Source organism: Nocardioides albus (assembly GCF_014648255.1).
In the GTDB taxonomy this organism is placed as follows: domain Bacteria; phylum Actinomycetota; class Actinomycetes; order Propionibacteriales; family Nocardioidaceae; genus Nocardioides; species Nocardioides albus.
Window position 1 is genome coordinate 59,090 of sequence record NZ_BMQT01000008.1, and the last position, 24,601, is coordinate 83,690.

Sequence of the window (24,601 nt, forward strand, 5' to 3'; positions counted from 1 at the left end):
TCAGCGCAGATCGTCGGCCTCGAGCCGGTCTGAGATCTCGTCGGCCTCTACCTCGAACGGTACGGCTTCCTCGCAGCGCCCGAGATCGTGGTGGCGCTGAGCGACAGTTCTGAGCACGACGACGAGACTGGTCTCGGCGTGCTGTTGGTCGGTGCGTACGCGTTCGCGAGCGAGCCTCAGGGCCTCCTGGCCGGTCTCGAACGCCGCTTCGAGGTGACCCACCCTGGCGAGTCTGTTGCTCAAGACTTCCAGGAGCCTGACCAGTTCGCGCTCGCGGTCGGGTTCCTGTGGGTCTGGTGGGGCGGCGACCAACCGCCGGTAGAGGTCCACCGCCTCCTGCGCGACGGGCAGTGCGTCCTCAGGTCTCCCGAGGAGGAAGTAGAAGCAGCCGAGGTTGTGCAAGGTGAACGCGAGGTCGTGACCGTGCTCGACGAGGTCGTCCTCCGCCAGTCTCCGACGGATCTCGGCCGACCGCTCGTTGACTTCGGCTGCTTCCTCGTACCGCTTCAGCGCCGAGTACTCGAGGCCGAGGTCGCGCAGCTGGGCGCCCAACGACGCCTCGTACTGATCGGGGTCGGCCACTGCCGCCCTGGCCCAGAGGTCTGTCGCCCGCCTGTGGGCGTCGAGCGCCTCCACCTTCCGGTCCATCTCGGCATACGTCTCGCCCAGCAGGTACAACAGCCTGGCCAGGTCGAGACCGTGAGCGTCGAAGTCCGCCTTGGCCAACGGGTTGAGGAGCAGCAGAGCTTCCTTCTCCGCCACGATCGCGTCCTCGTACCTGGCGACGTCCGAGAGCCGCATTCCCAAGAGATGGTGCGCGTTGGCAAGGCTGGCCGCGTACATGTCCGGTTCTGCGGCGGCCAAGCGGCGGCAGCTGTCCACAGCCTGCTGGGAGAACGCCAACGCGGCGTCGTCCTGGCTCTGTGGCCACAAGATCCACCCGGCATGTATCTGTGCCCGGGCGAGCAATGGCAGGTACTTCTCCGGGTCGTGCTCCGCCAGGCGGGCATAGTGCTGCACGGCGAGCCTGGCGTGCTCTGCGGCTTCGTCGACCCGACCCAGCTCCGAGTAGTAGCGACTGAGCTGGAGCATCAAACCGGCAACACGCGGCTTCAGCCGGCGGAGTCCGTGTCCGGCCAGCCACGACTCGAGACGCGTGATCCTCTGCAGATTCGCAACGATGTCGGTCCGGGCGTCGTCCTTGGAGGACTTCCACATTCGGTCCCCGAGTGTGTACATGCGTGCATCGAACGAGCCTCGTGGCGACATCCGTGCCTCCCGCGGCCACGACGACCGCTGCTCCGCCGAGAGTGATGCCCGGAGATTCGATCGCGGGACGCCGGGCGAGTCATCAGCAAAGGTACTCCGCGCGGAGCTGCTCCGCGAGGCCATTGCAAGCAACGCCGAGCAGCGCGCGCAGCGCGACAGGGCGATTTAGTGACCCGCGACACATCGGGTGTAGACATGCCACTGAGGGCGGCGACGTGGCCGACCTGAACCTATCAACCACGAGCTACCTGCCTCAGGGGGAGACGATGAGGGTCGGCGTACCGAAGGAAGTCAAGAACCACGAGTACCGGGTGGCGATCACGCCCTCAGGGGTCCACGAGCTGGTGGCCAACGGCCACGAGGTCTTCGTGCAGGCCGGTGCGGGTGTCGGCTCCTCGATCTCGGACAGCGAGTACGCCGCAGTCGGCGCCAAGATCCTCGGCGACGCGGACGAGACCTGGGGCAATGCCGACCTGGTCCTCAAGGTCAAGGAGCCGGTCTCGGAGGAGTACCACCGCCTGCGCGAGGGCCTGACCCTGTTCACCTATCTCCACCTGGCTGCCGACAAGCCGCTGACCCAGGAGCTGTTGGCCAAGAAGGTCACCGCGATCGCCTACGAGACCGTCGAGCTGCCCAACCGGTCGCTGCCGCTGCTCTACCCGATGTCGGAGGTCGCCGGCTGCCTGGCGCCCCAGGTCGGGGCGTACAACCTGCTCAAGGCCCAGGGCGGCCGCGGCACGCTGATGGGCGGTGTCGGCGGGGTCGCCAACGCCAAGGTCGTGATCATCGGTGCCGGCGTCTCCGGTCAGAACGCCGCCAACATCGCCCTGGGGATGGGTGCCGACGTCACGCTGCTCGACACCGACCTGGAGAAGCTGCGGATGTCGTTCTGGCGCTACTCCAACCAGGTCCACGGGCTCGCGTCCAACAAGCTCGCGCTCGAGGAGCAGGTGCTCCAGGCCGACCTGGTCATCGGCGCCGTGCTGATCCCGGGCGCGGCCGCGCCGAAGCTGGTCACCAACGACCTGGTCTCGCGGATGAAGCCGGGCTCGGTGCTCGTCGACATCGCCATCGACCAGGGCGGCTGCTTCGAGGACTCCCACGCCACCACCCACGCCGACCCGACCTACCAGGTCCACAACTCGACCTTCTACTGCGTGGCCAACATGCCCGGCGCCGTCCCGAACACCTCCACCTATGCGCTCACCAACGCGACCATGCCGTACGCCGTCGCGCTCGCAAACAAGGGCTGGACCCAGGCTCTTCGTGACGACGCCGCGCTCGCCAAGGGCCTCAACACCCACGCCGGCCAACTCACCTACGGCCCCGTCGGCGAGGCGGTCGGCATCGACTCCGTCGCCCTCGACACCGTCCTCGCCTGACGCCGAGTCGGCTAGTTCTGACGTGAAGTCCGGCCGAGTCGGCGCAAACTGACGTGCAAACCCGCCGAGTCGGCTCGTTATGACGAGCCGACTCGGCAGATGTTTTGGTCAGGATGAGCCGACTCGGCGGTGGTTTTGGTCAGGATGAGCCGACTCGGCTGGTTGGATGGGGGACGTGACGGCTGCATCGATCGCTTCGGGATCCGCTTCGGCGGTGGAGCATGCGATGCGTACGTATCTCGACCACCTCTCCGTCGAGCGGGGGCTGGCGGCCAACACGCTGTCCTCCTACCGGCGGGACCTGAGGAGATACGCCGAATATCTGGCGCTCAACGGCGTCGACGACCTCGCCGGAATCTCGGAGGCGACGGTGTCGGAGTTCCTGACGCACCTGCGCGAAGGCAACCAGGAGCACCCTGCGCTGAGCGCGACCTCGGCGGCACGGACGGTGGTCGCGGTGCGCGGGTTCCACAAGTTCGCGGTCGCCGACGGGCTGGTCGAGGCCAACCCTGCCGGCCAGGTGAAGCCGCCGCGCGCGGAGAAGCGGCTGCCGAAGGCGCTGCCGCTGGCCGATGTCGAGGCGATCCTGGAGGCGGCGGGCGCCCCCGGGACACCGCTCGCGCTGCGCGACCGGGCTCTTCTCGAGGTGCTCTACGGCACCGGTGCCCGCATCTCCGAGGCGGTCGGCCTCGACGTCGACGACCTCGACCGGGTCGACCATGTCGTCCTCCTGCGTGGCAAGGGCGGCAAGGAGCGGATCGTCCCGGTCGGCTCCTATGCGATCGAGGCCGTGGAGGCGTACCTGACTCGGGCCCGGCCCGACCTCGCAGCGGCCCGCTCGGGTGGCGCGCTCTTCCTCAACGCCCGCGGCGGTCGCCTCTCCCGACAGTCGGCCTGGACGGTGCTGACCCGCGCCGCCGAGCGCGCCGGGATCGACAAGGACGTCTCCCCGCACACCCTGCGCCACTCCTTCGCCACCCACCTGCTCGACGGTGGCGCCGACGTACGCGTCGTGCAGGAGTTGCTGGGCCATGCGTCGGTGACCACGACGCAGATCTACACTCTTGTCACCGTGGACAATCTCCGAGAGGTCTTCGCGACCGCACACCCGAGGGCCCTGTGACCGCTTCGACGAGCTCGACCAAACCCGGCGACTGGATCCCGAAGGTCGGCGCGAGCCCCGACGACGTCTACGAGGCGGTCGTGACGTGGGCCGAGGGGAGCGGGCGCAGCCTCTATCCCCACCAGGACGAGGCGATCATGTCCATCCTGGCTGGCGACAACGTCATCCTGGCGACGCCGACCGGCTCGGGGAAGTCGCTGGTCGCGGCAGGCGCGCATGCGTACGCGCTGGCCGAGGACAAGGTCTCCTTCTACACCGCGCCGATCAAGGCGCTGGTCAGCGAGAAGTTCTTCGACCTGGTCGAGACCTTCGGCGCCGAGAACGTCGGGATGCTCACCGGTGATGCGAGCGTCAACGCGGACGCTCCGATCATCTGCTGCACGGCCGAGGTGCTCGCCAACCTCGCGCTGCGGGAAGGCAAGCGCGCCGACGTCGGACTCGTGATCATGGACGAGTTCCACTACTACGGCGAGCCCGACCGGGGCTGGGCATGGCAGGTGCCGCTGCTCGAGCTGCCGCAGGCCCAGTTCCTGCTTCTCTCCGCGACCCTCGGTGACACCAAGCTGCTGGCCGAGGACCTGACCCGACGAAATGGCCGCGACACCATTCTCGTCGACCAGGCGGAACGACCCGTTCCGCTTGCGTTCGACTGGCGGATGACCCCGCTCCCGGAGAGCCTCGAGGAACTCGTCACCACGGGACAGGCGCCCGTCTACGTCGTCCACTTCACCCAGAAGGACGCCGTCACCCACGGCACCTCGCTCCTCAACGCCGGCTGGTTGAAGCTCTCGACCGAAGAGAAGGGCCAGATCGCCAAGAAGCTCGAGCCGGTCCGCTTCGCCGCCGGTTTCGGCAAGACCCTCTCCAAGCTGCTGCGCAAGGGCATCGGCGTCCACCACGCCGGCATGCTTCCCAGATACCGGCGGCTGGTCGAGCAGCTCGCCCAGGCCGGCCTGCTCAAGGTCATCGCCGGCACCGACACCCTCGGCGTCGGCATCAACGTCCCGATCCGTACGGTGCTCTTCACCGGCCTGGCCAAGTTCGACGGCCGCCGCCAGCGGATCCTGCGGACCCGGGAGTTCCTTCAGATCGCCGGGCGGGCGGGCCGTGCCGGCTTCGACACCCAGGGCTACGTCGTCGTCCAGGCCCCCGAGCACATCATCGAGAACGAGAAGGCCAAGGCGAAGTCCGAGGAGCGCCGCAAGGCCGGCAAGAAGAACTCCAAGGCTCAGCTCAAGAAGCCGCCCGAGGGCACGGTCGTGTGGACCGAGGCCACCTTCACCAAGCTCGTCGACGGCGCTCCTGAGCCGTTGCAGAGCAAGATGAAGGTCGACAACTCGATGATCCTCAACGTGGTCGCCCGCGACGAGGACGCCTTCGAGGTGATGCGCCGGATCACCATGGACAACCACGAGGACCACCGCACCCAGCTCAAGCTCGCCCGCCGGGCCCTGCGGCTGACCCGCTCCCTGCTCCACAGCGGAGTCCTGACGCGGCTCGCCGAGCCCGATGCGTACGGACGCCGTTATGTCCTCACCGAGGATCTCCCGGCCGACTTCGCGCTCAACCAGCCGCTGGCCCATTTCGCGCTGGCTGCGCTGGACACGCTCGACCCGGAGTCGCCGGAGCACACCCTCGAGATCGTCTCGGTGATCGAGTCCGTCCTCGAGCCTCCGCGTCAGATCCTCTTCGCCCAGCAGCACGAGGCCCGGGGCAAGGCGATCGAGAACATGAAGGCCGACGGGATCGAGTACGACGAGCGGATGGCGCTCATCGAGGAGATCACCTGGCCCAAGCCGATGGCCGAACGGCTCGAGGCGCTCTTCGAGGTCTACCGTGGCACCCACCCGTGGCTGCCGGAGGACGCGCTCGACCCGAAGTCGATCCTGCGCGAGATGTACGAGCAGGGGATGACCTTCACCGACGTCGTACGCCGCTATCAGCTCGCTCGCTCCGAGGGCCTGGTGCTGCGCTACCTGACCGACGCCTACCGCACCTTCCGGCACACTCTCCCCGAGACCCACAAGAGTCCCGAGGTCGAGGACCTGGTCGAGTGGCTGGGGGAGACCATCCGGCAGACCGACTCGAGCCTGCTCGACGAGTGGGAGGCGCTCTCCGACCCCGAGCACATCCCGTCGGCCGTCGCCCACCACGAGGCACCACCGCCGCCGCGGTCGTTGTCCCAGCAGACCCGGGCGTTCGAGGTCATGGTCCGCAACGCGATGTGGGCGCGGGTCGACGCGGTCTCGCGCGACGACCTCGACGGCCTGATGCGCCTGGAGCGCGCGGCCGCCGACCGCTTCGACCCTGCGCGAGAGGTCGTGATGACCAGGTCCCGCTGGGACGACGCCCTCGAGGCCTACTTCGCCGAGCACGACGACGTCGGCATCTCCGCCGACTCGCGCTCGCCCAAGCTGCTCACCTGGACGGCCGAACGCAGTGCGCCGGCGGGAGTCGACGAGGATGATGAGACGTACGACGAGACCCGCATCTGGCGGATCACCCAGACCCTCGACGACCCGGCCGGGGATCACGACTGGGTGATCGAGGCGGTGGCCGATCTGGACGCGAGCGACGAGGCCGGTGAGCTCGTCCTGGCGACGGTGGCGATGCGGCGACTGTGACGGGTTGCGGGCGTCCGCTAGCGTTGCGCCGTGCGCAAGCTGATGAAGAACCCCATCGTCGTCGCGGCCGTCGCCAAGATCGCCAACGAGGCTCGCAAGCCCGAGAACCAGAAGAAGATCAAGGACGCTGCGAACAAGGCCTACGACCAGTTCCAGAAGCGCCGTAAGCAGCGCTGAGCCGGGCCGAGGCCCCGCTGAGGGGCCACAGCAACATCCAGAATGACCGCGACACGCTGAAGCCACGGCGTGTCGCGGCGCTTTTGGCCCGCTCCATGGCCGCGTAGCCCTCCCACTCGGATCGAGGAACGACGATGCATGAATTCACCTATGCCGGCGGATGGCGGAACGGCTTGGTCGACCGCCTGTCCCCGGACCAGGCTCGTGCGCGCGACGAGCGCGGAGAGCCGTATGTGGTGGTCATCCATGACGGCGGGTCGGCCGTCGCTGTGGTGGGAGTGGCCCGCGAGGACCACCGGTTCGAGATCGAGAGGTTCGATGAGTCAGGGCGGCGCGTGGCCCTCGCCCGGCTCTCTGACCCGGGTGCTGGGTTCGTCGTGTTGCAGAGCCTGACCACCTGGGACTTCACTCAGACCGACGATGTTCGCGAGGCTGGGTGTCAGCAGGTCAAGTACCGCAGTGACGGAATCTGCACGACGATTGAGGAGCCTCAGGGCGAGCGTGGCGGCAGCGTCCGCAGTGTCGGCTTGTGCGAGGAACGGCCACAGGTGCCGACACCCGTGTTCGGCGAGTGGTCTGACCTCCTCCGGTTCGTTCAGATCTCGACGGAGCTTTCATCGAGCGCCGGCGCCGCGCTCGCGGTCGTCCGTGCCGAGCCCTGGGAGCCGTCGCCGCCACTGCGAGCCGGCGACGTGGTCGAGCGATTTCGGGTCGGCAGCGTCCAGTCGTACCGGGGCACAAAGGTCCAGATCCGCGAGGTGACGATCGGGAGTGTCGCGATCACAGAGGGGCGGGTCATGGCAGCTGATCCCGGCTGGATCCCGAGTGGGGAGGATGCCGGTGGTTTCACGGCCACGATCCCCAGCGGCATCTACCCGGTGACGCTGAGCCTCGCTGCGACCGAGGAAGAGGCCGCCAAAGGCTGGGGCATGGTCGCCGCGGCGACGCTCCGGGTCGCGGATCGGCGGGTCATCTCGTGGGAGATGGGCCTGACGCCTGGCCAGGATCAGCTGGATCTGGGCGCGGACGAGTTCTACGGGATGGGCGTCGACACGGGCACCGGGGCGTTCCTGGATGCCGCGAGAGCGGACGAGCTGACCGACGTGTACGACGACGGTGGCTGGAAGCTCCTCGAGGACAGCGAGTCGAGCGGGGCGACGCTCGCGGACGGTGCCATGGTCGCGTACGCCAGTGGTGAGGGAGACGGTGCGTACCCGGTGTGGATCGGGCGCGACGAGGCCGGCGACGTCGTCTGCTTCGTCGCCGATATGCTGCTTCTCGACGACCGATGACAGGATCGGCTAGGGCGCCGCAGTGCGACGATGCCACCGTGTGGAACCACGAGATCGACCGGCCGGTCCGCTGACGGTTATCCACAGAGTTCTGCACCTCGTCGTTGCCACCTGTGGGGGCTGAGCGGGGCGGAATGCACAGGCCGTCAACAAATTTCCTTCCCGTAGCAGAATCATCCGGATTTGCCTTGTGACACGCCCGGCGCGGCTCCTACAGTCGCGCAGATCCGGGTCTTAGAGTCGCCGTGTCGACATATAGACCCGCACGCCGTGATCGTCCCAGAGCCGCGGCAACTGAACCGGGGGTGGAGGAATGGAAGACAGCTATTTCGGAGCAGGTGGTGCGACCGCGCCGCAGATGCCTCCGCAGACGCCGGCGGCTCCGCCGCCGGCCTATCCGCCCTCGGCCCGGCTGCGCGCCAACGCCCCTGAGCCCGACGCGTCGTCGTTCGACTCCCCGGGCAAGAACAAGCTGGGTCCGACGGGTCGTCCTTGGCCCAACCTCCCCGACCCCGGCCCGGCGACCGGCGGTCCCGCGCGCACCGTCGCGATGGTCAACCAGAAGGGTGGCGTCGGCAAGACGACGACCACCATCAACCTGGGGGCGGCGCTGGCCGAGCACGGCCGCAAGGTCCTGATGGTCGACTTCGACCCGCAGGGGTCGCTCTCGGTCGGTCTCGGGCTCCAGCCCAACGAGATCGAGCTGACCGTCTACAACCTGCTGATGGAGCGTGACATCACGCTCGCGGACGTGGTGGTCCCCTCCGGCATCGACGGCGTCGACCTGCTGCCGGCCAACATCGACCTCTCCGCCGCCGAGGTGCAGCTCGTCCAGGAGGTCGCCCGCGAGCAGACCCTGGCCCGTGCGCTGGCCCCTGCCGTGGCCAACTACGACGTGATCCTCATCGACTGTCAGCCGAGCCTGGGACTGCTGACCGTCAACGCTCTGACCGCCGCCGACTCGGTCGTCGTGCCGCTGGAGTGCGAGTACTTCGCTCTGCGCGGCGTCGCCCTGCTCAAGGACACCATCGACAAGGTCCAGGAGCGGCTCAACCCGCGTCTGAAGATCGACGGAATACTGGGCACGATGTACGACGGCCGCACCATGCACAGCCGCGAGGTCATGGAGACCCTGGTCAACGGCTGGGGCGACCGTGTCTTCCACAGCGTCATCCGGCGCACCGTGAAGTTCGCCGACTCGACCGTGGTCGGCGAGCCGATCACCGAGTACGCCTCCAGCTCCACCGGCGCCGACTCCTACCGGATGCTCGCCAAGGAGGTGCTGGCCCGATGGCAACGCGACGCGTGAGGGTTCCGGCCGCCGACGACCTCTTCCGGCGTACGGCCGACGCGGCAGCCGCCGAGGCGAAGGCCCGCCCGGTCCACGCCGTGCCGGAGCCGGCCGAGGAGACCCCGGCTGCCAAGAAGCGTTCGAGTGGCCGCGTACGTCATGACGAGAAGATGACGGTCTACATCACCTCCGAGGAGCTGCTCGAGCTCGAGCACGCCCGGCTCAACCTCAGGGCCAAGCACAGCATCGCGGTGGACCGCGGCCGGCTGGTGCGCGAGGCGCTCGCGATCGTGCTGGCCGACCTGGAGGAGCACGGGGACGACAGCGCCCTCGTGCACCGGCTCGCCGAGTGACGGTGCTCGATGCCCGGACGGCCGCACCGATGACGGATGGCCCGGATGTGGCCGAGGAGCAGGAGCCGAGCGGCGCCGGCGGGTTCGAGGTGCACCTCGGCAACTTCGAGGGCCCGTTCGACCTGCTGCTGAGCCTGATCGCCAAGCACAAGCTCGACATCACCGAGGTATCCCTGGCCACGGTGACCGACGAATTCATCGCGTACGTCAAGAAGGGCGCCGCGGACAGGTCCGCGGACGGCGGCAAGGGCACCTGGGACCTCGAGCAGACCTCCAACTTCCTGCTGGTCGCGAGCACCCTGCTCGACCTGAAGGCGGCGCGTCTGCTCCCGCAGGGCGATGTCGAGGACGAGGAGGATCTGGCGCTGCTCGAGGCGCGCGACCTGCTCTTCGCTCGACTGCTGCAGTACAAGGCGTTCAAGCAGGTGGCGGCCGTCTTCGCCGAGCGGCTCGCGAAGGAGTCCAAGCGCCACCCACGCTCGGTGCAGCTGGAGCCGCGCTACGCCGGTCTGCTGCCCGAGGTGCTGATCGGGATCGGGCTGGAGCAGTTCGCCCAGCTCGCCGCGGCCGCGATGGCACCCAAGCCTGGACCGCCCGAGATCGGGCTGTCCCACATCCACGGTTCCAAGGTCTCGGTCAAGGAGCAGGCTGCCCTGGTCATCGAGCGGCTGCGTGCCGGCGGACAGGTCACCTTCCGCAGCCTGTGCTTCGACTCGCCGGACACGTTGACCACGGTGGCTCGGTTCCTCTCGCTCCTGGAGCTCTTCCGGGAGGGTGCGGTCGCCTTCGACCAGGTCACCGCGCTGGGAGAGCTGACCGTACGTTGGACCGGGGACGAGGCGCTCGATGTCGACGAGCTGATCCAGGACGAGTTCGAGGGGCAGCCGCCCGCCGAGGGCGGCGCCGACGATGGGGAGAAGAACGATGACTGAGGCTGCGACAGGGGAGAGCACCGAGGAGACCCTGCCGATCGAGGTCGGCGACCTGCGTCCCGCGCTCGAGGCGGTGCTGATGGTCGCGGATGAGCCGCTGGACGCTGCCTCGCTGGCCTCGGCGGTCGGGCACCCGACGGCTGCCGTGGTCGCGGCCCTGGAGGGTCTGGCGGCCGAATACACCGACCAGGGACGCGGTTTCGACCTGCGCAACGTCGCGGGCGGCTGGCGGTTCTACACGCGTGCGGAGTACGCCGGTGTGGTCGAGGGCTTCGTGCTCGAGGGGCAGCAGGCCAGGCTGACCCAGGCCGCACTGGAGACGCTGGCCGTGGTCGCCTACAAGCAGCCGGTCTCTCGGGCCCGCGTCTCCGCGATCCGCGGAGTCAACGTCGACGGCGTGATGCGCACCCTGCTCACCCGCGGGCTCGTCGAGGAGGCCGGTCAGGACCACGAGACCGGCGCCAACCTCTACCGCACCACCGGCTACTTCCTGGAGCGGATCGGCATCACGGACCTCGGTGAGCTGCCCGAGCTGGCGCCCTATCTTCCGGACCTCGCCGACATGGAGGAGGAGCTGACCGAGCAGGTCAGCCCGGCGGCGCTGGCGGCGCAGCCGGAAGAGGGCGCGGCAAATGGGGATGACTCCGCCGATGCGGCAGAATCTCAAGCGTGAGTGACCTGCCTGAGCGAGACGATCTGCCGCTGGACGACGAGGGCCTGATTCGGCTCCAGAAGCTGTTGGCCCTGGCCGGCATCGCGTCGCGGCGCGGCAGCGAGGTCCTGATGCTCAACGGCTCGGTCGAGGTCAACGGCGAGGTCGTCACCCGGCTGGGCACCAAGGTGGACCCCGGCAAGGATGTCGTACGCGTCAACGGCAAGCGCCTGCCGCCGATCTCCGGCAAGGTCTATCTGGCCCTCAACAAGCCGCGCGGCGTGGTCTCGACGATGAGCGACCCGGAGGGCCGCCGCAACCTCTCCGACGTGGTCGCCGACCGCCCCGAGCGGCTCTTCCACGTCGGCCGCCTCGACACCGACACCGAGGGCCTGATCATCCTCACCAACGACGGTGACTTCGCCCACCGGCTGGCTCACCCCAGCTACGAGGTCGACAAGACCTACGTCGCCGAGGTCGAGGGCGAGATCTTCCCGAACGTACGCAAGCGGCTGCTCGCCGGGGTCACCCTCGAGGACGGTCCGGTCACCGTGACCAAGGCTCGGATCATGGAGACCCGCAAGGACAAGTCGATCATCGAGCTGGTCATCCACGAGGGGCGCAACCGCATCGTCCGCCGCCTCCTCGACCACCTCGACCACCCGGTCACGCGGCTGACCCGCACCCGGATCGGCCCGGTCCGGCTGGGTTCGATGAAGCCCGGGGAGATGCGCGATCTCTCCCGCGAGGAGCTCGGCGAGCTGCTCGACACCACCGAGCTCTGAGAGCCCGGAAACCCTGGTGCGTACGCAGATCCGAACCGTTAAGGTGGTCGGCATGCAGCAGCGCGCGATGAGCACGACGACGCCGGACCCACTCCGGCGCTGACCTGCTGTCCATTTTTCGCAGACCGCCCCGGAGCATTGCTCCGGGGCGGTTCTCGTCTCTGGTGGTGATGCTCCGTGGCCGATACCCAGGAGGCACACCCATGAACCTCGATCATCGCGACCTCAACCGCGACCTCGCCATCTTCGCCACCGACCCGCTGGCCGGCTCCGGGCTGCCGCTCTGGCTGCCCGACGGCGCCGTCGTCTTCGCCGAGCTGGAGCGGCTCGCCGCCGACCTGGCCAGGGCCGACGGCTGCGTACCGGTCAAGACCCCGGTTCTCGGGAAACGTGCGCTCTTCGAGCGCTCGGGTCACTGGGCGAAGTTCGCCGACGACATGTTCCCGCCGATGGACATGGGATCGGGTCCGGCGGGAGAGAGCGGTGACGAGCTCGTGCTCCGTCCCGCCAACTGTCCCCACCATGCGCTGGTCTACAAGGCCCGCCAGCACTCCTACCGCGAGCTCCCGCTCCGGCTGCACGAGCTCGCCCCGATGTTCCGCGCAGAGCGCTCCGGGGTGCTCTCCGGGTTGAGCAGGGTGCGTCAGATCAACCTCGACGACACCCACGTCTTCTGCCGTCCCGACCAGGTGGCCGACGAAGCCGGGAAGGCGCTGCGCTCGGCGCTGAAGGCGCAGGAGATCCTCGGTCTGCGGGTCGACTACGTACGCCTCTCGCTGCGCGACGACTCACCCTCCTACCTCGGCTCCGCCGCGCAGTGGCGTGGAGCAGAGGAGGCGCTTCGGAAGGCAGCCTCTGATGCGGGCGTCGAAGTGGTCGAGGCACTGGGCGAGGCCGCCTTCTACGGACCGAAGCTCGACCTACAGGTCGTCGGCCGCAGTGGGCACGAAGAGACCATCGCGACCGTGCAGGTCGACTTCAACCAACCCGAGCGGTTCGACCTCACCTACGACGCCGCCGACGGGTCGCGTGAGCGGGTGGTGATGGTGCATCGCGGCACCGTCGGTTCCATGGAGCGGGTCACCGCGGCCCTGCTCGAGCGCTACCAGGGCCGCCTCCCGCTGTGGCTGGCTCCGCATCAGCTCGCCGTCCTCCCCGTCTCTCCGTCCCAGGACGAGGCTGCGCGCGAGCTCGTCGACGCGCTCGTCGCCGAGGGTCTCCGCCCGCGCCTGGATTCCATCGGTTCCCTCGGCGCGAGGATCCGTGAGTCCCGCCGCCGTCGCGAGCCGCTGATCGCGATCGTCGGCTCGGCCGAGGCCGAGGATGGCCAGGTCCAGGTGCGCGACGTAGCGGCCGGCGTCGAGCGCAGGCTCCAGGTCGAGGATCTGGTGGCGGCGATGAAGGCGGCGTACGCCGTCCGGGCAGCTGCGCTCGATTGGCCGAGCTGACCGAGTGGACGCTAGGAGGGGGACTCACTCGTGCCGTGACTCACCCTCCTAGGGTCTCGATTATGCGTTGAACACCGCAACGCGCTATCGCACAACCTGGTCGACGCCGGCGCTATCGCATGGGCAACCCGCCCCGACCGTGACACCATCGGAGACATGACCGTCCCGCAGGTGCTGCGGCCCTATGTCACCTCGCTGGTCACCTACGACGTGGATTTCGGAGCGCCGGGGGTTCACCGGGGGATGCCGTCGACCGAGATCACCTTCGTGCTGCCGGTCGATGAGCCGCTGGTGACCTCGTGGGGGAGCGGGTCGGAGCCGGTGACAGCGTGGTCGTTGGTCTCGGGGCTGCACACCCGGCCCGCGGCGATCCATCACCGCGGCTACCAGCGGGGCGTACAGCTCGGACTGACGACCGCAGGGGTGAGGGCGCTGTTCGGGATGCCGGCTGCGGCTTGGCGCGGCGAGCTCTTGGCTCTCGACGAGGTCGCGGCCCCCGGTGGCGTACGTCATCTTCCGGAGCAGTTGGCCGGGGCCGATCCGCGGCAGTGGGCGCGACTGGTCGTGAGCAGCCTGGTCGAGGCGCTGGCGCGCCAGGGCGAGCCGGGGCCCCAAGCTGAGGTCGGGCGTGCGCTGGCTCTGCTGACCGGGGGAGCAGGTGTGCAGGAGGTGGCCGACGACGTGGGCTACAGCCGCCGACGGATCAGTGATCTGGTTCGAGCCGAGACCGGGGTCGCGCCGAAGCAGTTCCAGCGGCTGGCGCGTTTCGACCGGTCCCGCGGTCTCGTCGGCCGGATGCCGCTGGCTCGGGCGGCGACGGTCTGCGGCTACGCCGACCAGGCACACCTGACCCGTGAGTGGCACGAGTTCGCCGGTTGCACACCGACGACCTGGCTGCGCGAGGAGTTCCCATTCGTTCAAGACCTGGCAGGAGCAGTTGAGCGAGGCTGAGGTCATGAGTGAAGCAGCGAAGGTGAAGTACTGGCAGTGCATGGCGTTCCACGACGCCGAGGCGATGATGAAGTGGCTGAGCGCGATCGGCTTCGCGGAGCACGCGACCTACCGTGAGGGTGGCATCGTGCACCACGCGGAGTGGCTCTGGCCCGAGGGCGGCGGCCTGATGTTCGGGCAGGTCCGGGAGGGTGGCGGCGTCGGGTCGCCGGGCGGCGCCAACGCCTACCTGGTGACGAATGACCCCGACGGCGTCTTCGACAAGGCGCTCGCCGCCGGGGCCACGGTGGAGCGGGAGATGGTCGACCAGGACTACGGCGGCCGCGGCGGGAGCGTCGTCGATCCGGAAGGCAACCACTGGTCGTTCGGCAGCTATCAGCCGTCCTGACGGCACGGGCTCGGCGTGCCGTTCGCCGTCATCGGTTCTGGGCCGATGCCTGGTCGGGGAGGCCGAGCTCGTCGAGCGCCCGCGAGAGCACGCCCATCAGCTCGACCGCGTCTCGAAGCCGCTCCTCGCCGAGGTTCTCGGCGAGGAGTCGGGCGTACGCAGCGTGGCCGGGGCCGATCCTGGCGACGGCGTCGCGTCCGGCGTCGGTGGAGGAGAGCAGCTTCGCCCGCTGGTGGGCCGGGTTAGGCTGATACTCGGCCAGCTCCTGGTCGACCAGGAGATCGGCGATGCGCTGGACGCTCTGCCGGGTGATGCCCATGGTCCGGGCGATCTCGGAGACCGTCGCCGGTGCGGAGAGCACCGCACCGAGCGCCTGCCAGCGGGCAGCGGTCAGCCCTGAGGGCGCCGCCAGCTGCTCGGCGACCGCGAGGAACTGGCCGTTGAGGCGGAAGCTGGTGATCGCGGCGTTCGAGAGCAGCTCCTGCTCGGCGCTGCTCACTGGACTGCCGTCAGCTCGTAGAAGCCCTGCGGGTCGTTGTCGCGATACAGCTTCAGCCAGGATTCGAGCACGCTCGGCTCGTAGAGGCCGAGCGTGGTGAAGATCTCGGCGGCGAAGTCGACGGGCCGGGTCGCGGTCGCGGTGATCAGGTTGCCGTCGGTGACGGCCGTCTGCTCGGTGTCGTAGCGTTCGGCGCCGCGGTAGCCGCTCATCGCGAGGTACTGCGGGTCGTTGCTGGTGTGCGCACGCTCGTCGAGCAGTCCGGCGGCGGCCAGCGCGTACGTGGCGCCGCAGATCGCCGCCACCGGGGTCCCCGTGTCGAGGAAACGCTGTGCCAGGTCGACGAACGGCGCGGTGGCGCCCGCGGAGTGCCAGATGTCGGAACCCGGCAGGATCAGCATCGCGCTGTCGGTCGGCTCGACCTGGTCGACGGTGACGTCCGGGGTGACCTGGAGCCCGCCCATGGTGGTGATGGGCCGATCGGTGAGCCCCACCGTGACCACCTGGTAGCGACCCGGCTGCGCCTGCCAGTCGGGCTTGTTGATGTGTGCGGTGGCGTGCCCGGTCTCCCAGTCCGACATGGACTCCGGGAGGGCGAGGTGGACGGCGAGGGGCTTGGACGAAGGCATGACAGTATGCTGGCATGATGACAGCATACTGTCAACGTGTCCCTCGTGCGCCGCCCCTGTGCCGCACAGCGCTATCGCACACCATGCCTGGCATCCACGGCATCGCACAGCCCGCCGAGAACGAGGCGGCCCGTCTCACCGTGCCCGCGAGCGCAGTCTCGACCGGCCCGGTCTCGTAGCCTTGGACCCATGACCAACCCCCGAGCGCTCCGCGGCCCCGTCGAGATCGTCGGCGTCGGCCTGCTCGGGACCTCGGTGGCCCTGGCTTGCGCGGCGGCAGGGCTCGAGGTGCTCCTGAGCGACGCGGTCGCCAGCCACGTACGCACCGCGACCGGCCTGGGGGCCGGTCGCCGCCGCAAGCCCGGCGACGCGCCGCAGCTGGTCGTCGTCGCGGTCCCGCCGGCGCATCTGGGTGAGGTGATCTCCCAGGCGCTAGCCGACAACCCGGACGCGGTCGTCACTGATGTCGGCAGCGTGAAGGCGTCGCCGCTGGCCTACGTGCGCGAGCACAGCCGCGACGACGTACGCCGCTACGTCGGCGGCCACCCGATGGCCGGCAGCGAGCGTTCCGGGCCCCTGGCCGCGACCGCGACGCTGTTCGAGGGGCGGCCCTGGGCGGTCACGCCGCACGCGGAGGCCGACGCCGAGGCGACGGACCTCGTCGGCGAGCTCGCCACGCTGTGCGGAGCCGTTCCGCTGACGCTCAGCCCGGAGGACCACGACCAGGCGGTCGCCCGCACCTCCCACGTACCGCACCTGATGGCCGCGCTGGTGGCCGGCCGGCTCGCGGTGGCACCGGAGGGACACCTCGGTCTCAGCGGCCAAGGCGTGCGCGACGTGACCCGGGTCGCCGCCGGCGACCCCGGTCTCTACGGCCAGATCGTGGCCGGCAATGCCCGCGCCGTCACCGGCCTGCTCGCCGAGGTCCGCGCCCAGCTCGACGAGATGATCGCGGCGGTCGACAAGGGTGACGCCGCCGCCCTGGACGTACTCCTCAAAGAAGGTCAGGCCGGGACACGCGCCATCCCCGGCAAGCACGGCCGACCGCAGACGGCGCAGGCGAGCGTCTACGTCACGGTGCCCGACGAGCCGGGCAACCTGGCCCGGCTCTTCGCCGACGCGGGGGAGAGCGGCGTCAACATCGAGGACGTACGCATCGACCACGACCCCGGCCGCCCGGTCGGTGTCATGGAGCTGATCGTGGCCGCGGACGCCGCCGACCAGATGCAGACGGTTCTGGAGTCCCGGGGTTGGGTCGCTCACCGGTAGGCTCCCGCCCGTGAGCAGCAGCAATCCCACCACGGACCCCGCACGCATCGTCATCGCCGTCGACGGCACCTCCGGCTCCGGGAAGTCGAGCACCTCGCGCGGCGTCGCCGACCGCCTGGGCATGCGCTTCCTCGACACCGGCGCGACGTACCGGGCGATGACCTGGTGGATGCTCAGCAACGACATCGACGTGCACGACGCGGACGCGGTCGCCGCCGCGGCCGGCAAGCCGGTGATCACCTCCGGCACCGACCCGCTCGCCCCGACGATCGCCCTCGACGGGGCCGATGTCTCGGTCGAGATCCGCAGCGACCAGGTCAACGCGGCGGTCTCCCCGGTCGCCACCGTCCCCGAGGTCCGGGCACGCCTGGTCGCGCTCCAGCAGCAGGAGATCCGCGATGCGCTCGCCGCCGGGTCCGGCATCGTCGTCGAGGGCCGCGACATCGGCACCGCGGTCTGGCCCGAGGCCGACCTGAAGCTGTACGTCACCGCGGACCCAGCCGCCCGCGCCGCACGGCGCGCGGCCGAGGAGGGCGGCACCGACGCAGAGGCCGTCCGTGCATCGCTGGAGAACCGCGACAAGATCGACTCCACGAAGGGCGGTGCGGCGGTGCCCGAGGGCGCCACCCACCTCGACACGACGCCCTACACGCTGGAGGAGGTCATCGACCTCGTCGTCGACCTCGCCCAGAAGGCGGGGGAGTGAGCGCCAGTCCGCCCGCGGGTACGCCCCGCACCGAGCTTCCCCGCACCGACGCGGTCCCGCATCCGAGCCGGTGGGCGCTCTATCACATCAACGTCTACGCCCGGTGGGTGATCAGGCGCCGGTTCGACGTGCGGCTGCACGAGACCGCCAACATCCCGGCGACCGGGCCGGTCGTGTTCGCCTCCAACCACATCGGAATCATCGACGGTCCGTTGCTGGCGATCTTCACGCCGCGACCGGTGCACGCGCTGACGAAGCTGGAGATGTTCGAGCACTGGTTCCTCGGGCCGTTCCTGCGCTGGGCGGGCCAGATCCCGCTCTACCGCTTCGGCAGCGACCCGACCGCGGTGAAGATGGCGCTGAAGGTGCTGCGTGAGGGCAACGCGATGGGAATCTATCCCGAGGGCACCCGCGGTGCCGGCGACCTGGCCCATTTCAACCGCGGAGCCGCCTATCTCGCCCTTGCCTCGGGCGCCCCGGTGGTGCCGGTGACCATGTTCGGCAGCCGCGATCCGGGCGGCGGGATCTCGTCCTTGCCGCACAAAGGTGCTCGGATCGACATCTGCTATGGCGAGCCTTTCCGCGTCGAGCGCGTAGGCTGGCCACGTACCAGGGAACAAGTCGGGCATGTCTCGGGTTTGCTCCAGAAGCACATGCAGGTCCAACAGGACCATGCGATGGCGTTGACCGGTCGCGAACTGCCCGGTCCGCTACCTACCGAGGAGAACGATGACTGACCCCGACGTTCCGGCGTCTGTGTACACAGCTGAAGACGTACGAGACTTTCACGAGACCGACGAGACCCCGACCGGCCCGCTGCCGGTGCTGGCGGTCGTCGGCCGCCCCAACGTCGGGAAGTCGACCCTGGTGAACCGGATCATCGGCCGCCGCGAGGCGGTCGTCCAGGACGTCCCCGGGGTGACCCGCGACCGGATCTCCTACGACGCCGACTGGAACGGCAAGGCGTTCACGCTGGTCGACACGGGCGGCTGGGACCCGGACGCCCAGGGCCTGGCCGAGCGGATCGCCGCCCAGGCCGAGATCGCGGTCTCCCTGGCCGATGCGGTGCTCTTCGTCGTCGACGCGACCGTCGGCATCACTGACGCCGACGAGGCGGTCGTACGCATCCTGCGCAAGTCCGGCAAGCCGGTCATCCTGGCCGCCAACAAGGTCGACGACCTGCGCACCGAGGCCGAGGCGGCCGCGCTGTGGAATCTCGGGCTCGGGGAGCCGTGGCCGGTCTCCGCGCTCCACGGCCGTGGCTCGGGCGACATGCTCGACGCGATCCTCGCGGTGCTTCCGGACCCGCCGCCGATGCCCGAGGGCACCGAGGTCGGCGGCCCGCGGCGCATCGCGCTGGTCGGCAAGCCCAACGTGGGCAAGTCCTCGCTGCTCAACAAGCTTGCGAAGGAGGAGCGGGCGGTCGTCGACAACGTCGCCGGCACCACCGTCGACCCGGTCGACGAGCTGATCACGCTGGGTGACCGGGAGTGGCGCTTCATCGACACCGCCGGGATCCGCAAGCGGGTCAAGGAGTCCTCCGGGCACGAGTACTACGCGTCCCTGCGCACCACGACCGCGATCGACCGTGCCGAGGTGGCCGTGCTCGTGATCGACGGTGGCGAGAAGATCTCCGAGCAGGACATCCGCATCCTGCAGACCGTCCGCGAGGCCGGCCGTGCGCTGGTGATCGCGTTCAACAAGTGGGACCTCGTCGACGAGGACCGCCGCTGGCAGCTCGACCGTGAGATCGAGCGCGAGCTCGTCCAGGTGCAGTGGGCCCCGCGGATCAACGTCACCGCCCGAACCGGATGGCACGTCGACCGCCTGGTCCCGGCGCTCGACAAGGCTCTCGAGGGCTGGGAGACGCGGATCGGCACCGGTGCGCTCAACTCGTTCCTCGGCCGTCTCGTCGCCGAGCACCCGCACCCGGTCCGCTCCGGCAAGCAGCCGAAGATCCTCTTCGCCACGCAGCCCTCGACGGCGCCGCCGACCTTCGTCCTGTTCACCAGCGGCAAGCTCGAGGCCTCCTACGAGCGCTACATCGAGCGCCGCCTGCGCGAGGAGTTCGGCTTCGTCGGCACCCCGATCGTGCTCCAGCAGCGGGTGCGGGAGAAGCGCAAGCGCTAGCGGTCCGACCGATCAGGGCCCGTAGATCGCCGGTGGCGACCTGCGGGCCCTCGATGTACCTCGGGGTGCGGCTAGGCCGCGGAGCCGTCCGCGGCGGCCTCGACAGGCTTGACCTCGAGTCGCTCGAGCACGCCGTGGTAGAGCTTGGTCAGCGTCGCGACCTCGTCGGGGGTGAATGCGTCGAACATGACCTGGCGGATCAGCTTCACGTGCTCGGGGGCGGCGGCCCGGATCGCCTCGAGCCCGGCAGGGGTGAGATCGACGAAGGCACCGCGACGGTCATCGAGACACTCGCGACGCTCGACGAGACCGCGCGCAGCCATCCGCATGACCTGACGCGAGAGTCGGCTCTTCTCCCACTGGAGCTTGTCGCCGAGCTCGAACATCCGCAGCGAGCGGTCGGGGACGTCGGTCAGGTTGACCAGAACGTCGTAGTCGGCGAGGGAGAGGCCGTTCTTTGCCTGGAGGTCACGGTTCATCCGTGCGGTGAGCTGTGCGTTGACGGCGAGCCAGGCACGCCACGCGACCTGTTCGTCGTTGCTGAGCCACTTGACCTCGTCCATGAGGGCTACCTTACCGAGTCGTAACCGGCACCTTGAGCATCACCGTCCATCGGTGCAGGTCGCCGCCGGCTACGAAAACAGTTGATGCAGAAACTAGACTCTGCTCTGGCCCCTTGGGCGCCGACCACGTAGGGCAGGTCGGGCTCCGGCACCGGCATGAGGAGAGCGATGAGCATCGACATGGACTTCATTACGAAGGACCGTGAGCGGATCAAGAAGGAGTACCTCCGTGAGGAGGCCCTCCGCCCCGCCAGCGCGGCCCGCGGGATCCATCACACCGCGCTGCTCGCCTCGGACGTACGCAGGTCGATCGAGTTCTACCAGGGGCTCCTGGAGTTCCCGCTGACCGAGATCTTCGAGAACCGCGACTACGCCGGCTCGGACCACTTCTTCTTCGACGTCGGGGCGGGCAACCTGCTGGCCTTCTTCACGCTCCCCGGGCTGGACCTGGGGGAGTACGCGGAGGTGCTCGGCGGGCTGCACCACATCGCGATCTCGGTGACCGCGGAGAAGTGGGACTATCTGCGCGCGAAGCTGGACGAGGCCGGGATCGACTACCTGGTCGAGTCGAAGTCGTCGATCTACTTCAAGGGCCCTGACGGCGAGCGGCTCGAGCTCCTCGCCGACCCGCTGGGGGAGATGTACGGCACCAAGGTCCTCTGACCGGACCGCGGAACCGGTGAGGCGGCCGGGACGGGCGCCTGCCCGTCCCGGCCGCCTGCTCAAGGACGGTCGAACGGGTCCTCGGGCACCTCGAGCTCGAGCTGCTCCTCGTAGACCTGCTCCTCGGCCCGCCGGTCGGCGAGCCACGCCGTCAGCGCCACCACGATCAGCTGTGACCGGGATTCCGCGGCCATCTCGTGGACCATGGCGTCGAGCACGTCGACGTTGGTGGCCAGCAGACGCAGGGGCATCGTGACGTACGGATCCTCGAGCCGTTTCGGCTTCGGGACGTTGCGCATGAACGTCCCGTCGGAGACGGGCCTGGTCTTCTCGCGCAGCGCCGCCTGGTGGGCGCGCAGGAGGACCGGAAGCCGGGGGCGGGTCGCCGCGACAGCGTCGAGCATCACGTCGACGAGCGAGCGCGGAACCTCCTGGCTGTAGGTCTTCCACTGCGCCGCCAGGGAAGCCGGCACGGAGAGGCTGATCGCCTGCACCGGCATCCCCTGACGCCGCCCGGCGCCCTCGCGCCTGGACTTGGTGCGGTGAGCCGGGGTGCCCTTGCGGGAGATCGGGTCGAGTTTGACGGGCGAGTCCACGGCCGCATCGCTGGCAGCTGTCGCGGGAGCGGTGGTCTCGTCGGTGGCGGATGGGGAAGATGAATCCGACACGGTGAGCTCCTGGGTTGGGTGTGTTCCTTCGGTCAGAGGTGATTCTGTCGGAGACCACCGACAGTTTCAGTGACGGATGGGACTTGAGTGGCGTCTGGGATCGTTCGACCCGGCTGGCGAGGGGACGCAGAGCATCGCGCTAGCGCACAACAGGCCCGGTGACAGCGCTGACGAGCTCGAGGTAGTGGTCGAGGATCGCGTCGATCTCCTGGTCGATGTCGACGGTCGTACCCGGCTCGTCGGGCGCGAGCGGCTCGAGCGTCGCGAACTGCGAACGCAGCAGCGACGCGGGCATGAAGTGGCCCGCACGAGCCGCCATCCGCGCCTCGATCAGATCCTGAGTCCCGCTGAGATGGAGGAGCTGAACGCCGTCGGCCCGGCTGCGGAGCAGGTCGCGATAGCTGCGCTTGAGTGCCGAGCAGCTCAGCACGGCACCGGTGCGCTGGTGCTCGGCCAGCCAGCCGCCGAGCGTCTCGAGCCAGGGTCGGCGGTCGTCATCGTCGAGCGGGCGACCGGAGGCCATCTTCGCGATGTTCGCCGGCGGGTGGAAGTCGTCGGCGTCTGCGAACGGGACCTGGAGGTACTGGGCGATGGCGGCGCCGACGGTGGACTTGCCGGAGCCGGAGACGCCCATGACGACGAGGAGGGGATGCTGTGTCACGCGTCACAGGGTGCCCGAAAAGGCATCCGTTTGGCAAGACCGGTCAGGAAAAGGACCCTGAGTGGAGCGATCGGCGAATATGGGACGATGCCGCGGTGACCACTTCCAGCGGCGATGCCGTACGCCGACTGCACCAGAGCGTCCGGGACGCACTCGGGCGCAGGATCGTCGCCGGGGAGCTCCCGGCGGGGGCAGTCATCACGCTCGAGGGGATCCAGGCGACGTACGAGGTCTCGCGGCCGATCGCCCGAGAAGCCGTGCGAGTCCTCCAGGCGATGGGCATGGTCGCGACCCGGCGACGTGTCGGCATCACCGTCCTGCCGCGCCGGGAGTGGAACGTCTTCGACCCGCGCGTCATCCGGTGGCGGCTCGACGGCGAGGGCCGGCGTGAGCAGCTGCTGTCGCTCTCCGAGCTGCGTCGCGGGTTCGAGCCGATCGCGGCCCGTCTCGCTGCCGAGCGCGCCGAGCCGGAGCATCACGGCGCGCTCGCCAGGGCGGTGGCAGACATGGTCGTGCACGCCTCCGCCGGCGACCTGGAGGCCTACCTGGACGCCGACACCACCTTCCACCGGGTGCTCCTCAACGCCTGCGGCAACGAGATGCTCGCCGCGTTCGGCGACCTCGTCGCAGAGCTCCTCGCCGGCCGTACGCACCACCAGCTGATGCCGGACACGCCGAACCCGACCGCCATCGAGCTGCACGAGAAAGTGGCGATCTCCATCCGCAACGGCGACCCCGCCGGGGCTGAGGAAGCGATGCGAGCCATCATCGACGAGGCCGCCGAGGCCCTCGCCTCCGCCGACGACCCGCCGTAGGGGGATACCGATTGGAGGCCGCCCGGCGCCTTGCGGTAATGTTCGGATCGCTTCGAACGGAGAGATCCGCTCGCAGTTTCGGGCTGTGGCGCAGCTTGGTAGCGCACTTGACTGGGGGTCAAGGGGCCGCAGGTTCAAATCCTGTCAGCCCGACAGATCGCCCCTGACTTGCTCACGCAGGTCAGGGGCGTTTTTTGTGCCTGTGTGCAACGTTCACCACGTTGCCCATCGGCGGCCGCGCTTCAGGTCCGTTGCTCAATCGGCACGTACTCGAAGGACGGACCAGCCGTCGTCTTCCCGTCGCCCGTCGGCATCTTCATCAGCGCCATCGCCTGCTTGCGCAGTCCGAACATGGCGCCGACAGCGTCCTGCATCTGGCTGGGATCGCCGTTGAAAGCCTGCTCGAGCAGGTACAGGACCAGGCAGTAGGTCTGGTTGAACTCTTCCTGGGCGACGCGGATTGGGCTGCCCTCCGGATAGTCGACGGTACGCGGGTTGGCCCGCATCGGCAGGACTCCATCGAAGTCGATGGCGATCTCCTTGCCGGTCGGTCCGGACTGTGGTGTGTCGCCGGTCTGGTAGCGGCGGCCCAGGCGGAGCTCCTGGAACCTGTAGTAGTGCGCGACCTCGTCCCGCTCGGGGTGGAAGACGTCGCGATCACCGTCCCAGACGTTCGTACGTGCAGCACCCTCGCCCTGCTCGACGATCTCTGCCAGCGCGGCCGACGCAGACTTCAGGTCGACGACCGGCAGCACCTCACCGCCGCCACCCCTGAGGTGGTATTCGCCGATCTGCCGGGCCGGATCGCCGCTGAACACATTCTTCTCACCCATCTGGTCGCACAAGGTGTGCAGTCCGGCCTCGATCGCAGCGTAGAACTGTCCGATCGTCCGATACTCGTCACTCTGTGGCGGCGCGTCCACGGACGCGGGTTGCTCGATGCGTAGAAACAGGTCGAGCGCTTCGGGGCCGAATGGGACGAGATGGACGTGCACGGACTGGTCGCTGTGGGGCAGGGGATGGGGGTATGCCGGCAGCAGGTCGGGTGCGTCCAGCTTGGGAGAGCCGCCGACGGCGTTGAGCAGGTTCGCGGCCAGCGCCAGGTGGATCATCTCCTCGGCGAGGACCGTGCCCACGACTTGGGCAGCCTCGGGGTTGCGGGCAGGGTCCAATGAATAGAGCGCGCACAGGTACGGAGGAATGGTCGCGTGCTCGAGCTCGATCGCCCACTGCAGATGGCGGCGGAGATCGTCGATCGTATCGATGGCGTGGGCGCCACGGGTGTCCATTGAGGTACCTCGGTTCGTCAGGTCGGTTTCACAAACAAAGGA

The 24,601-nt window shown here is 69.0% G+C and carries 26 protein-coding genes and 1 tRNA gene; 20 read left to right on the forward strand and 7 right to left on the reverse strand.

From position 1 onward, the window contains the following. Window positions 1-1,239: a tetratricopeptide repeat protein gene (locus IEY84_RS17335; RefSeq protein WP_183550970.1), complete on the reverse strand. Its 1,239-nt coding sequence runs from the start codon at window positions 1,237-1,239 to the stop codon at window positions 1-3. 296 nt (window positions 1,240-1,535) lie between these two features. Between IEY84_RS17335 and ald the strand changes: the two genes are divergently transcribed. The 13 genes from ald (at window position 1,536) to IEY84_RS17400 (ending at window position 14,667) form a co-directional block, all read left to right on the forward strand. After that, window positions 1,536-2,651, forward strand: a complete 1,116-nt coding sequence (ald, locus tag IEY84_RS17340) for an alanine dehydrogenase (RefSeq protein ID WP_183550967.1) — start codon at window positions 1,536-1,538, stop codon at window positions 2,649-2,651. 226 nt (window positions 2,652-2,877) lie between these two features. Next, window positions 2,878-3,774, forward strand: a complete 897-nt coding sequence (xerD, locus tag IEY84_RS17345; RefSeq protein WP_183551128.1) for a site-specific tyrosine recombinase XerD — start codon at window positions 2,878-2,880, stop codon at window positions 3,772-3,774. After that, window positions 3,771-6,398 (forward strand): DEAD/DEAH box helicase, encoded by a 2,628-nt coding sequence (locus tag IEY84_RS17350; RefSeq protein ID WP_229788779.1) that lies wholly within the window; start codon window positions 3,771-3,773, stop codon window positions 6,396-6,398. The genes xerD and IEY84_RS17350 overlap by 4 nt, the downstream gene beginning before the upstream one ends. 30 nt (window positions 6,399-6,428) lie before the next feature. Then, window positions 6,429-6,575 (forward strand): hypothetical protein, encoded by a 147-nt coding sequence (locus IEY84_RS17355; protein WP_183551143.1) that lies wholly within the window; start codon window positions 6,429-6,431, stop codon window positions 6,573-6,575. Between the two features lie 278 nt (window positions 6,576-6,853). Beyond that, window positions 6,854-7,867 (forward strand): DUF4241 domain-containing protein, encoded by a 1,014-nt coding sequence (locus IEY84_RS17360; RefSeq protein WP_183550965.1) that lies wholly within the window; start codon window positions 6,854-6,856, stop codon window positions 7,865-7,867. Window positions 7,868-8,180: 313 nt separating this feature from the next. Beyond that, window positions 8,181-9,176 carry a ParA family protein gene (locus IEY84_RS17365; RefSeq protein ID WP_183550960.1) on the forward strand — a complete coding sequence of 332 codons (996 nt, stop codon included), beginning with the start codon at window positions 8,181-8,183 and terminating at the stop codon, window positions 9,174-9,176. Next, entirely contained in the window at window positions 9,158-9,511 is a 354-nt protein-coding gene (locus tag IEY84_RS17370; protein WP_183550957.1) for a hypothetical protein, read from the forward strand. The genes IEY84_RS17365 and IEY84_RS17370 overlap by 19 nt, the downstream gene beginning before the upstream one ends. A 29-nt stretch (window positions 9,512-9,540) precedes the next feature. Then, entirely contained in the window at window positions 9,541-10,443 is a 903-nt protein-coding gene (locus tag IEY84_RS17375) for a segregation and condensation protein A (RefSeq protein ID WP_183551124.1), read from the forward strand. Further along, window positions 10,436-11,116 carry an SMC-Scp complex subunit ScpB gene (gene scpB / locus IEY84_RS17380; protein WP_183550954.1) on the forward strand — a complete coding sequence of 227 codons (681 nt, stop codon included), beginning with the start codon at window positions 10,436-10,438 and terminating at the stop codon, window positions 11,114-11,116. Before IEY84_RS17375 ends, scpB begins: the two co-directional genes overlap by 8 nt. Then, window positions 11,113-11,880, forward strand: a complete 768-nt coding sequence (locus IEY84_RS17385) for a pseudouridine synthase (protein WP_183550951.1) — start codon at window positions 11,113-11,115, stop codon at window positions 11,878-11,880. The genes scpB and IEY84_RS17385 overlap by 4 nt, the downstream gene beginning before the upstream one ends. 203 nt (window positions 11,881-12,083) lie before the next feature. Then, window positions 12,084-13,328: a threonine--tRNA ligase gene (gene thrS / locus IEY84_RS17390; RefSeq protein ID WP_183550948.1), complete on the forward strand. Its 1,245-nt coding sequence runs from the start codon at window positions 12,084-12,086 to the stop codon at window positions 13,326-13,328. Window positions 13,329-13,484: 156 nt separating this feature from the next. Next, window positions 13,485-14,279 (forward strand): helix-turn-helix domain-containing protein, encoded by a 795-nt coding sequence (locus IEY84_RS17395; RefSeq protein WP_183550945.1) that lies wholly within the window; start codon window positions 13,485-13,487, stop codon window positions 14,277-14,279. Between the two features lie 4 nt (window positions 14,280-14,283). Further along, entirely contained in the window at window positions 14,284-14,667 is a 384-nt protein-coding gene (locus IEY84_RS17400) for a VOC family protein (RefSeq protein ID WP_183550942.1), read from the forward strand. Between the two features lie 28 nt (window positions 14,668-14,695). Here the strand turns inward: IEY84_RS17400 and IEY84_RS17405 are convergent, their stop codons facing one another. After that, window positions 14,696-15,166 carry a MarR family winged helix-turn-helix transcriptional regulator gene (locus IEY84_RS17405; RefSeq protein ID WP_183550939.1) on the reverse strand — a complete coding sequence of 157 codons (471 nt, stop codon included), beginning with the start codon at window positions 15,164-15,166 and terminating at the stop codon, window positions 14,696-14,698. Beyond that, window positions 15,163-15,795 carry a type 1 glutamine amidotransferase family protein gene (locus IEY84_RS17410; RefSeq protein WP_183550936.1) on the reverse strand — a complete coding sequence of 211 codons (633 nt, stop codon included), beginning with the start codon at window positions 15,793-15,795 and terminating at the stop codon, window positions 15,163-15,165. Before IEY84_RS17410 ends, IEY84_RS17405 begins: the two co-directional genes overlap by 4 nt. Window positions 15,796-15,984: 189 nt before the next feature. Between IEY84_RS17410 and IEY84_RS17415 the strand changes: the two genes are divergently transcribed. Genes IEY84_RS17415 through der form a run of 4 tightly spaced genes read left to right on the forward strand, consistent with a single transcriptional unit; the run spans window position 15,985 to window position 19,900 of the window. Then, window positions 15,985-17,064 carry a prephenate dehydrogenase gene (locus IEY84_RS17415; protein ID WP_183550933.1) on the forward strand — a complete coding sequence of 360 codons (1,080 nt, stop codon included), beginning with the start codon at window positions 15,985-15,987 and terminating at the stop codon, window positions 17,062-17,064. A gap of 10 nt (window positions 17,065-17,074) precedes the next feature. Continuing rightward, on the forward strand, window positions 17,075-17,770 hold the full coding sequence (gene cmk, locus IEY84_RS17420; protein ID WP_183550930.1) for a (d)CMP kinase: 696 nt from the start codon (window positions 17,075-17,077) through the stop codon (window positions 17,768-17,770). Then, window positions 17,767-18,507, forward strand: coding sequence for a lysophospholipid acyltransferase family protein (locus IEY84_RS17425; RefSeq protein ID WP_183550927.1), 741 nt, complete (start codon window positions 17,767-17,769; stop codon window positions 18,505-18,507). Before cmk ends, IEY84_RS17425 begins: the two co-directional genes overlap by 4 nt. Continuing rightward, window positions 18,500-19,900: a ribosome biogenesis GTPase Der gene (der, locus tag IEY84_RS17430; RefSeq protein ID WP_183550924.1), complete on the forward strand. Its 1,401-nt coding sequence runs from the start codon at window positions 18,500-18,502 to the stop codon at window positions 19,898-19,900. The genes IEY84_RS17425 and der overlap by 8 nt, the downstream gene beginning before the upstream one ends. 71 nt (window positions 19,901-19,971) lie before the next feature. On the opposite strand, the gene IEY84_RS17435 is transcribed toward der, so the two are convergent. Further along, complete coding sequence (locus IEY84_RS17435) at window positions 19,972-20,463, reverse strand: MarR family winged helix-turn-helix transcriptional regulator (RefSeq protein WP_189129311.1); 492 nt, start codon at window positions 20,461-20,463, stop codon at window positions 19,972-19,974. Between the two features lie 168 nt (window positions 20,464-20,631). On the opposite strand from IEY84_RS17435, the gene IEY84_RS17440 reads away from it, so the two are divergent. Further along, window positions 20,632-21,126, forward strand: coding sequence for a VOC family protein (locus tag IEY84_RS17440; RefSeq protein WP_183550920.1), 495 nt, complete (start codon window positions 20,632-20,634; stop codon window positions 21,124-21,126). Window positions 21,127-21,185: 59 nt separating this feature from the next. On the opposite strand, the gene IEY84_RS17445 is transcribed toward IEY84_RS17440, so the two are convergent. Both IEY84_RS17445 and IEY84_RS17450 read right to left on the reverse strand, forming a co-directional pair. After that, complete coding sequence (locus tag IEY84_RS17445) at window positions 21,186-21,794, reverse strand: hypothetical protein (RefSeq protein ID WP_183550918.1); 609 nt, start codon at window positions 21,792-21,794, stop codon at window positions 21,186-21,188. A gap of 139 nt (window positions 21,795-21,933) precedes the next feature. Continuing rightward, window positions 21,934-22,428 carry a gluconokinase gene (locus IEY84_RS17450; protein WP_183551121.1) on the reverse strand — a complete coding sequence of 165 codons (495 nt, stop codon included), beginning with the start codon at window positions 22,426-22,428 and terminating at the stop codon, window positions 21,934-21,936. Window positions 22,429-22,550: 122 nt separating this feature from the next. Here IEY84_RS17450 and IEY84_RS17455 point away from each other — a divergent pair, with 122 nt between their 5' ends. Together IEY84_RS17455 and IEY84_RS17460 are read left to right on the forward strand one after the other, a co-directional pair. Beyond that, entirely contained in the window at window positions 22,551-23,270 is a 720-nt protein-coding gene (locus tag IEY84_RS17455) for a FadR/GntR family transcriptional regulator (RefSeq protein ID WP_229788781.1), read from the forward strand. Between the two features lie 79 nt (window positions 23,271-23,349). Continuing rightward, window positions 23,350-23,423 (forward strand) — tRNA-Pro (locus IEY84_RS17460). Window positions 23,424-23,512: 89 nt separating this feature from the next. Here IEY84_RS17460 and IEY84_RS17465 read toward each other — a convergent pair. Next, a complete protein-coding gene (locus tag IEY84_RS17465) occupies window positions 23,513-24,559 on the reverse strand; it encodes a ferritin-like domain-containing protein (RefSeq protein ID WP_183550916.1) in 1,047 nt (348 codons plus the stop codon). Between the last annotated feature and the right edge of the window lie 42 nt (window positions 24,560-24,601).

Coding starts and splice junctions, on each gene's coding strand:
- IEY84_RS17335 (WP_183550970.1), bottom strand. CDS start 1,239: ATGTACACACTCGGGGACCGAATGTGGAAGTCCTCCAAGGACGACGCC.
- ald (WP_183550967.1), top strand. CDS start 1,536: ATGAGGGTCGGCGTACCGAAGGAAGTCAAGAACCACGAGTACCGGGTG.
- xerD (WP_183551128.1), top strand. CDS start 2,878: ATGCGTACGTATCTCGACCACCTCTCCGTCGAGCGGGGGCTGGCGGCC.
- IEY84_RS17365 (WP_183550960.1), top strand. CDS start 8,181: ATGGAAGACAGCTATTTCGGAGCAGGTGGTGCGACCGCGCCGCAGATG.
- IEY84_RS17370 (WP_183550957.1), top strand. CDS start 9,158: ATGGCAACGCGACGCGTGAGGGTTCCGGCCGCCGACGACCTCTTCCGG.
- IEY84_RS17375 (WP_183551124.1), top strand. CDS start 9,541: ATGACGGATGGCCCGGATGTGGCCGAGGAGCAGGAGCCGAGCGGCGCC.
- scpB (WP_183550954.1), top strand. CDS start 10,436: ATGACTGAGGCTGCGACAGGGGAGAGCACCGAGGAGACCCTGCCGATC.
- thrS (WP_183550948.1), top strand. CDS start 12,084: ATGAACCTCGATCATCGCGACCTCAACCGCGACCTCGCCATCTTCGCC.
- IEY84_RS17395 (WP_183550945.1), top strand. CDS start 13,485: ATGACCGTCCCGCAGGTGCTGCGGCCCTATGTCACCTCGCTGGTCACC.
- IEY84_RS17400 (WP_183550942.1), top strand. CDS start 14,284: ATGAGTGAAGCAGCGAAGGTGAAGTACTGGCAGTGCATGGCGTTCCAC.
- IEY84_RS17410 (WP_183550936.1), bottom strand. CDS start 15,795: ATGCCTTCGTCCAAGCCCCTCGCCGTCCACCTCGCCCTCCCGGAGTCC.
- IEY84_RS17415 (WP_183550933.1), top strand. CDS start 15,985: ATGACCAACCCCCGAGCGCTCCGCGGCCCCGTCGAGATCGTCGGCGTC.
- der (WP_183550924.1), top strand. CDS start 18,500: ATGACTGACCCCGACGTTCCGGCGTCTGTGTACACAGCTGAAGACGTA.
- IEY84_RS17435 (WP_189129311.1), bottom strand. CDS start 20,463: ATGGACGAGGTCAAGTGGCTCAGCAACGACGAACAGGTCGCGTGGCGT.
- IEY84_RS17440 (WP_183550920.1), top strand. CDS start 20,632: ATGAGCATCGACATGGACTTCATTACGAAGGACCGTGAGCGGATCAAG.
- IEY84_RS17450 (WP_183551121.1), bottom strand. CDS start 22,428: ATGGGCGTCTCCGGCTCCGGCAAGTCCACCGTCGGCGCCGCCATCGCC.
- IEY84_RS17465 (WP_183550916.1), bottom strand. CDS start 24,559: ATGGACACCCGTGGCGCCCACGCCATCGATACGATCGACGATCTCCGC.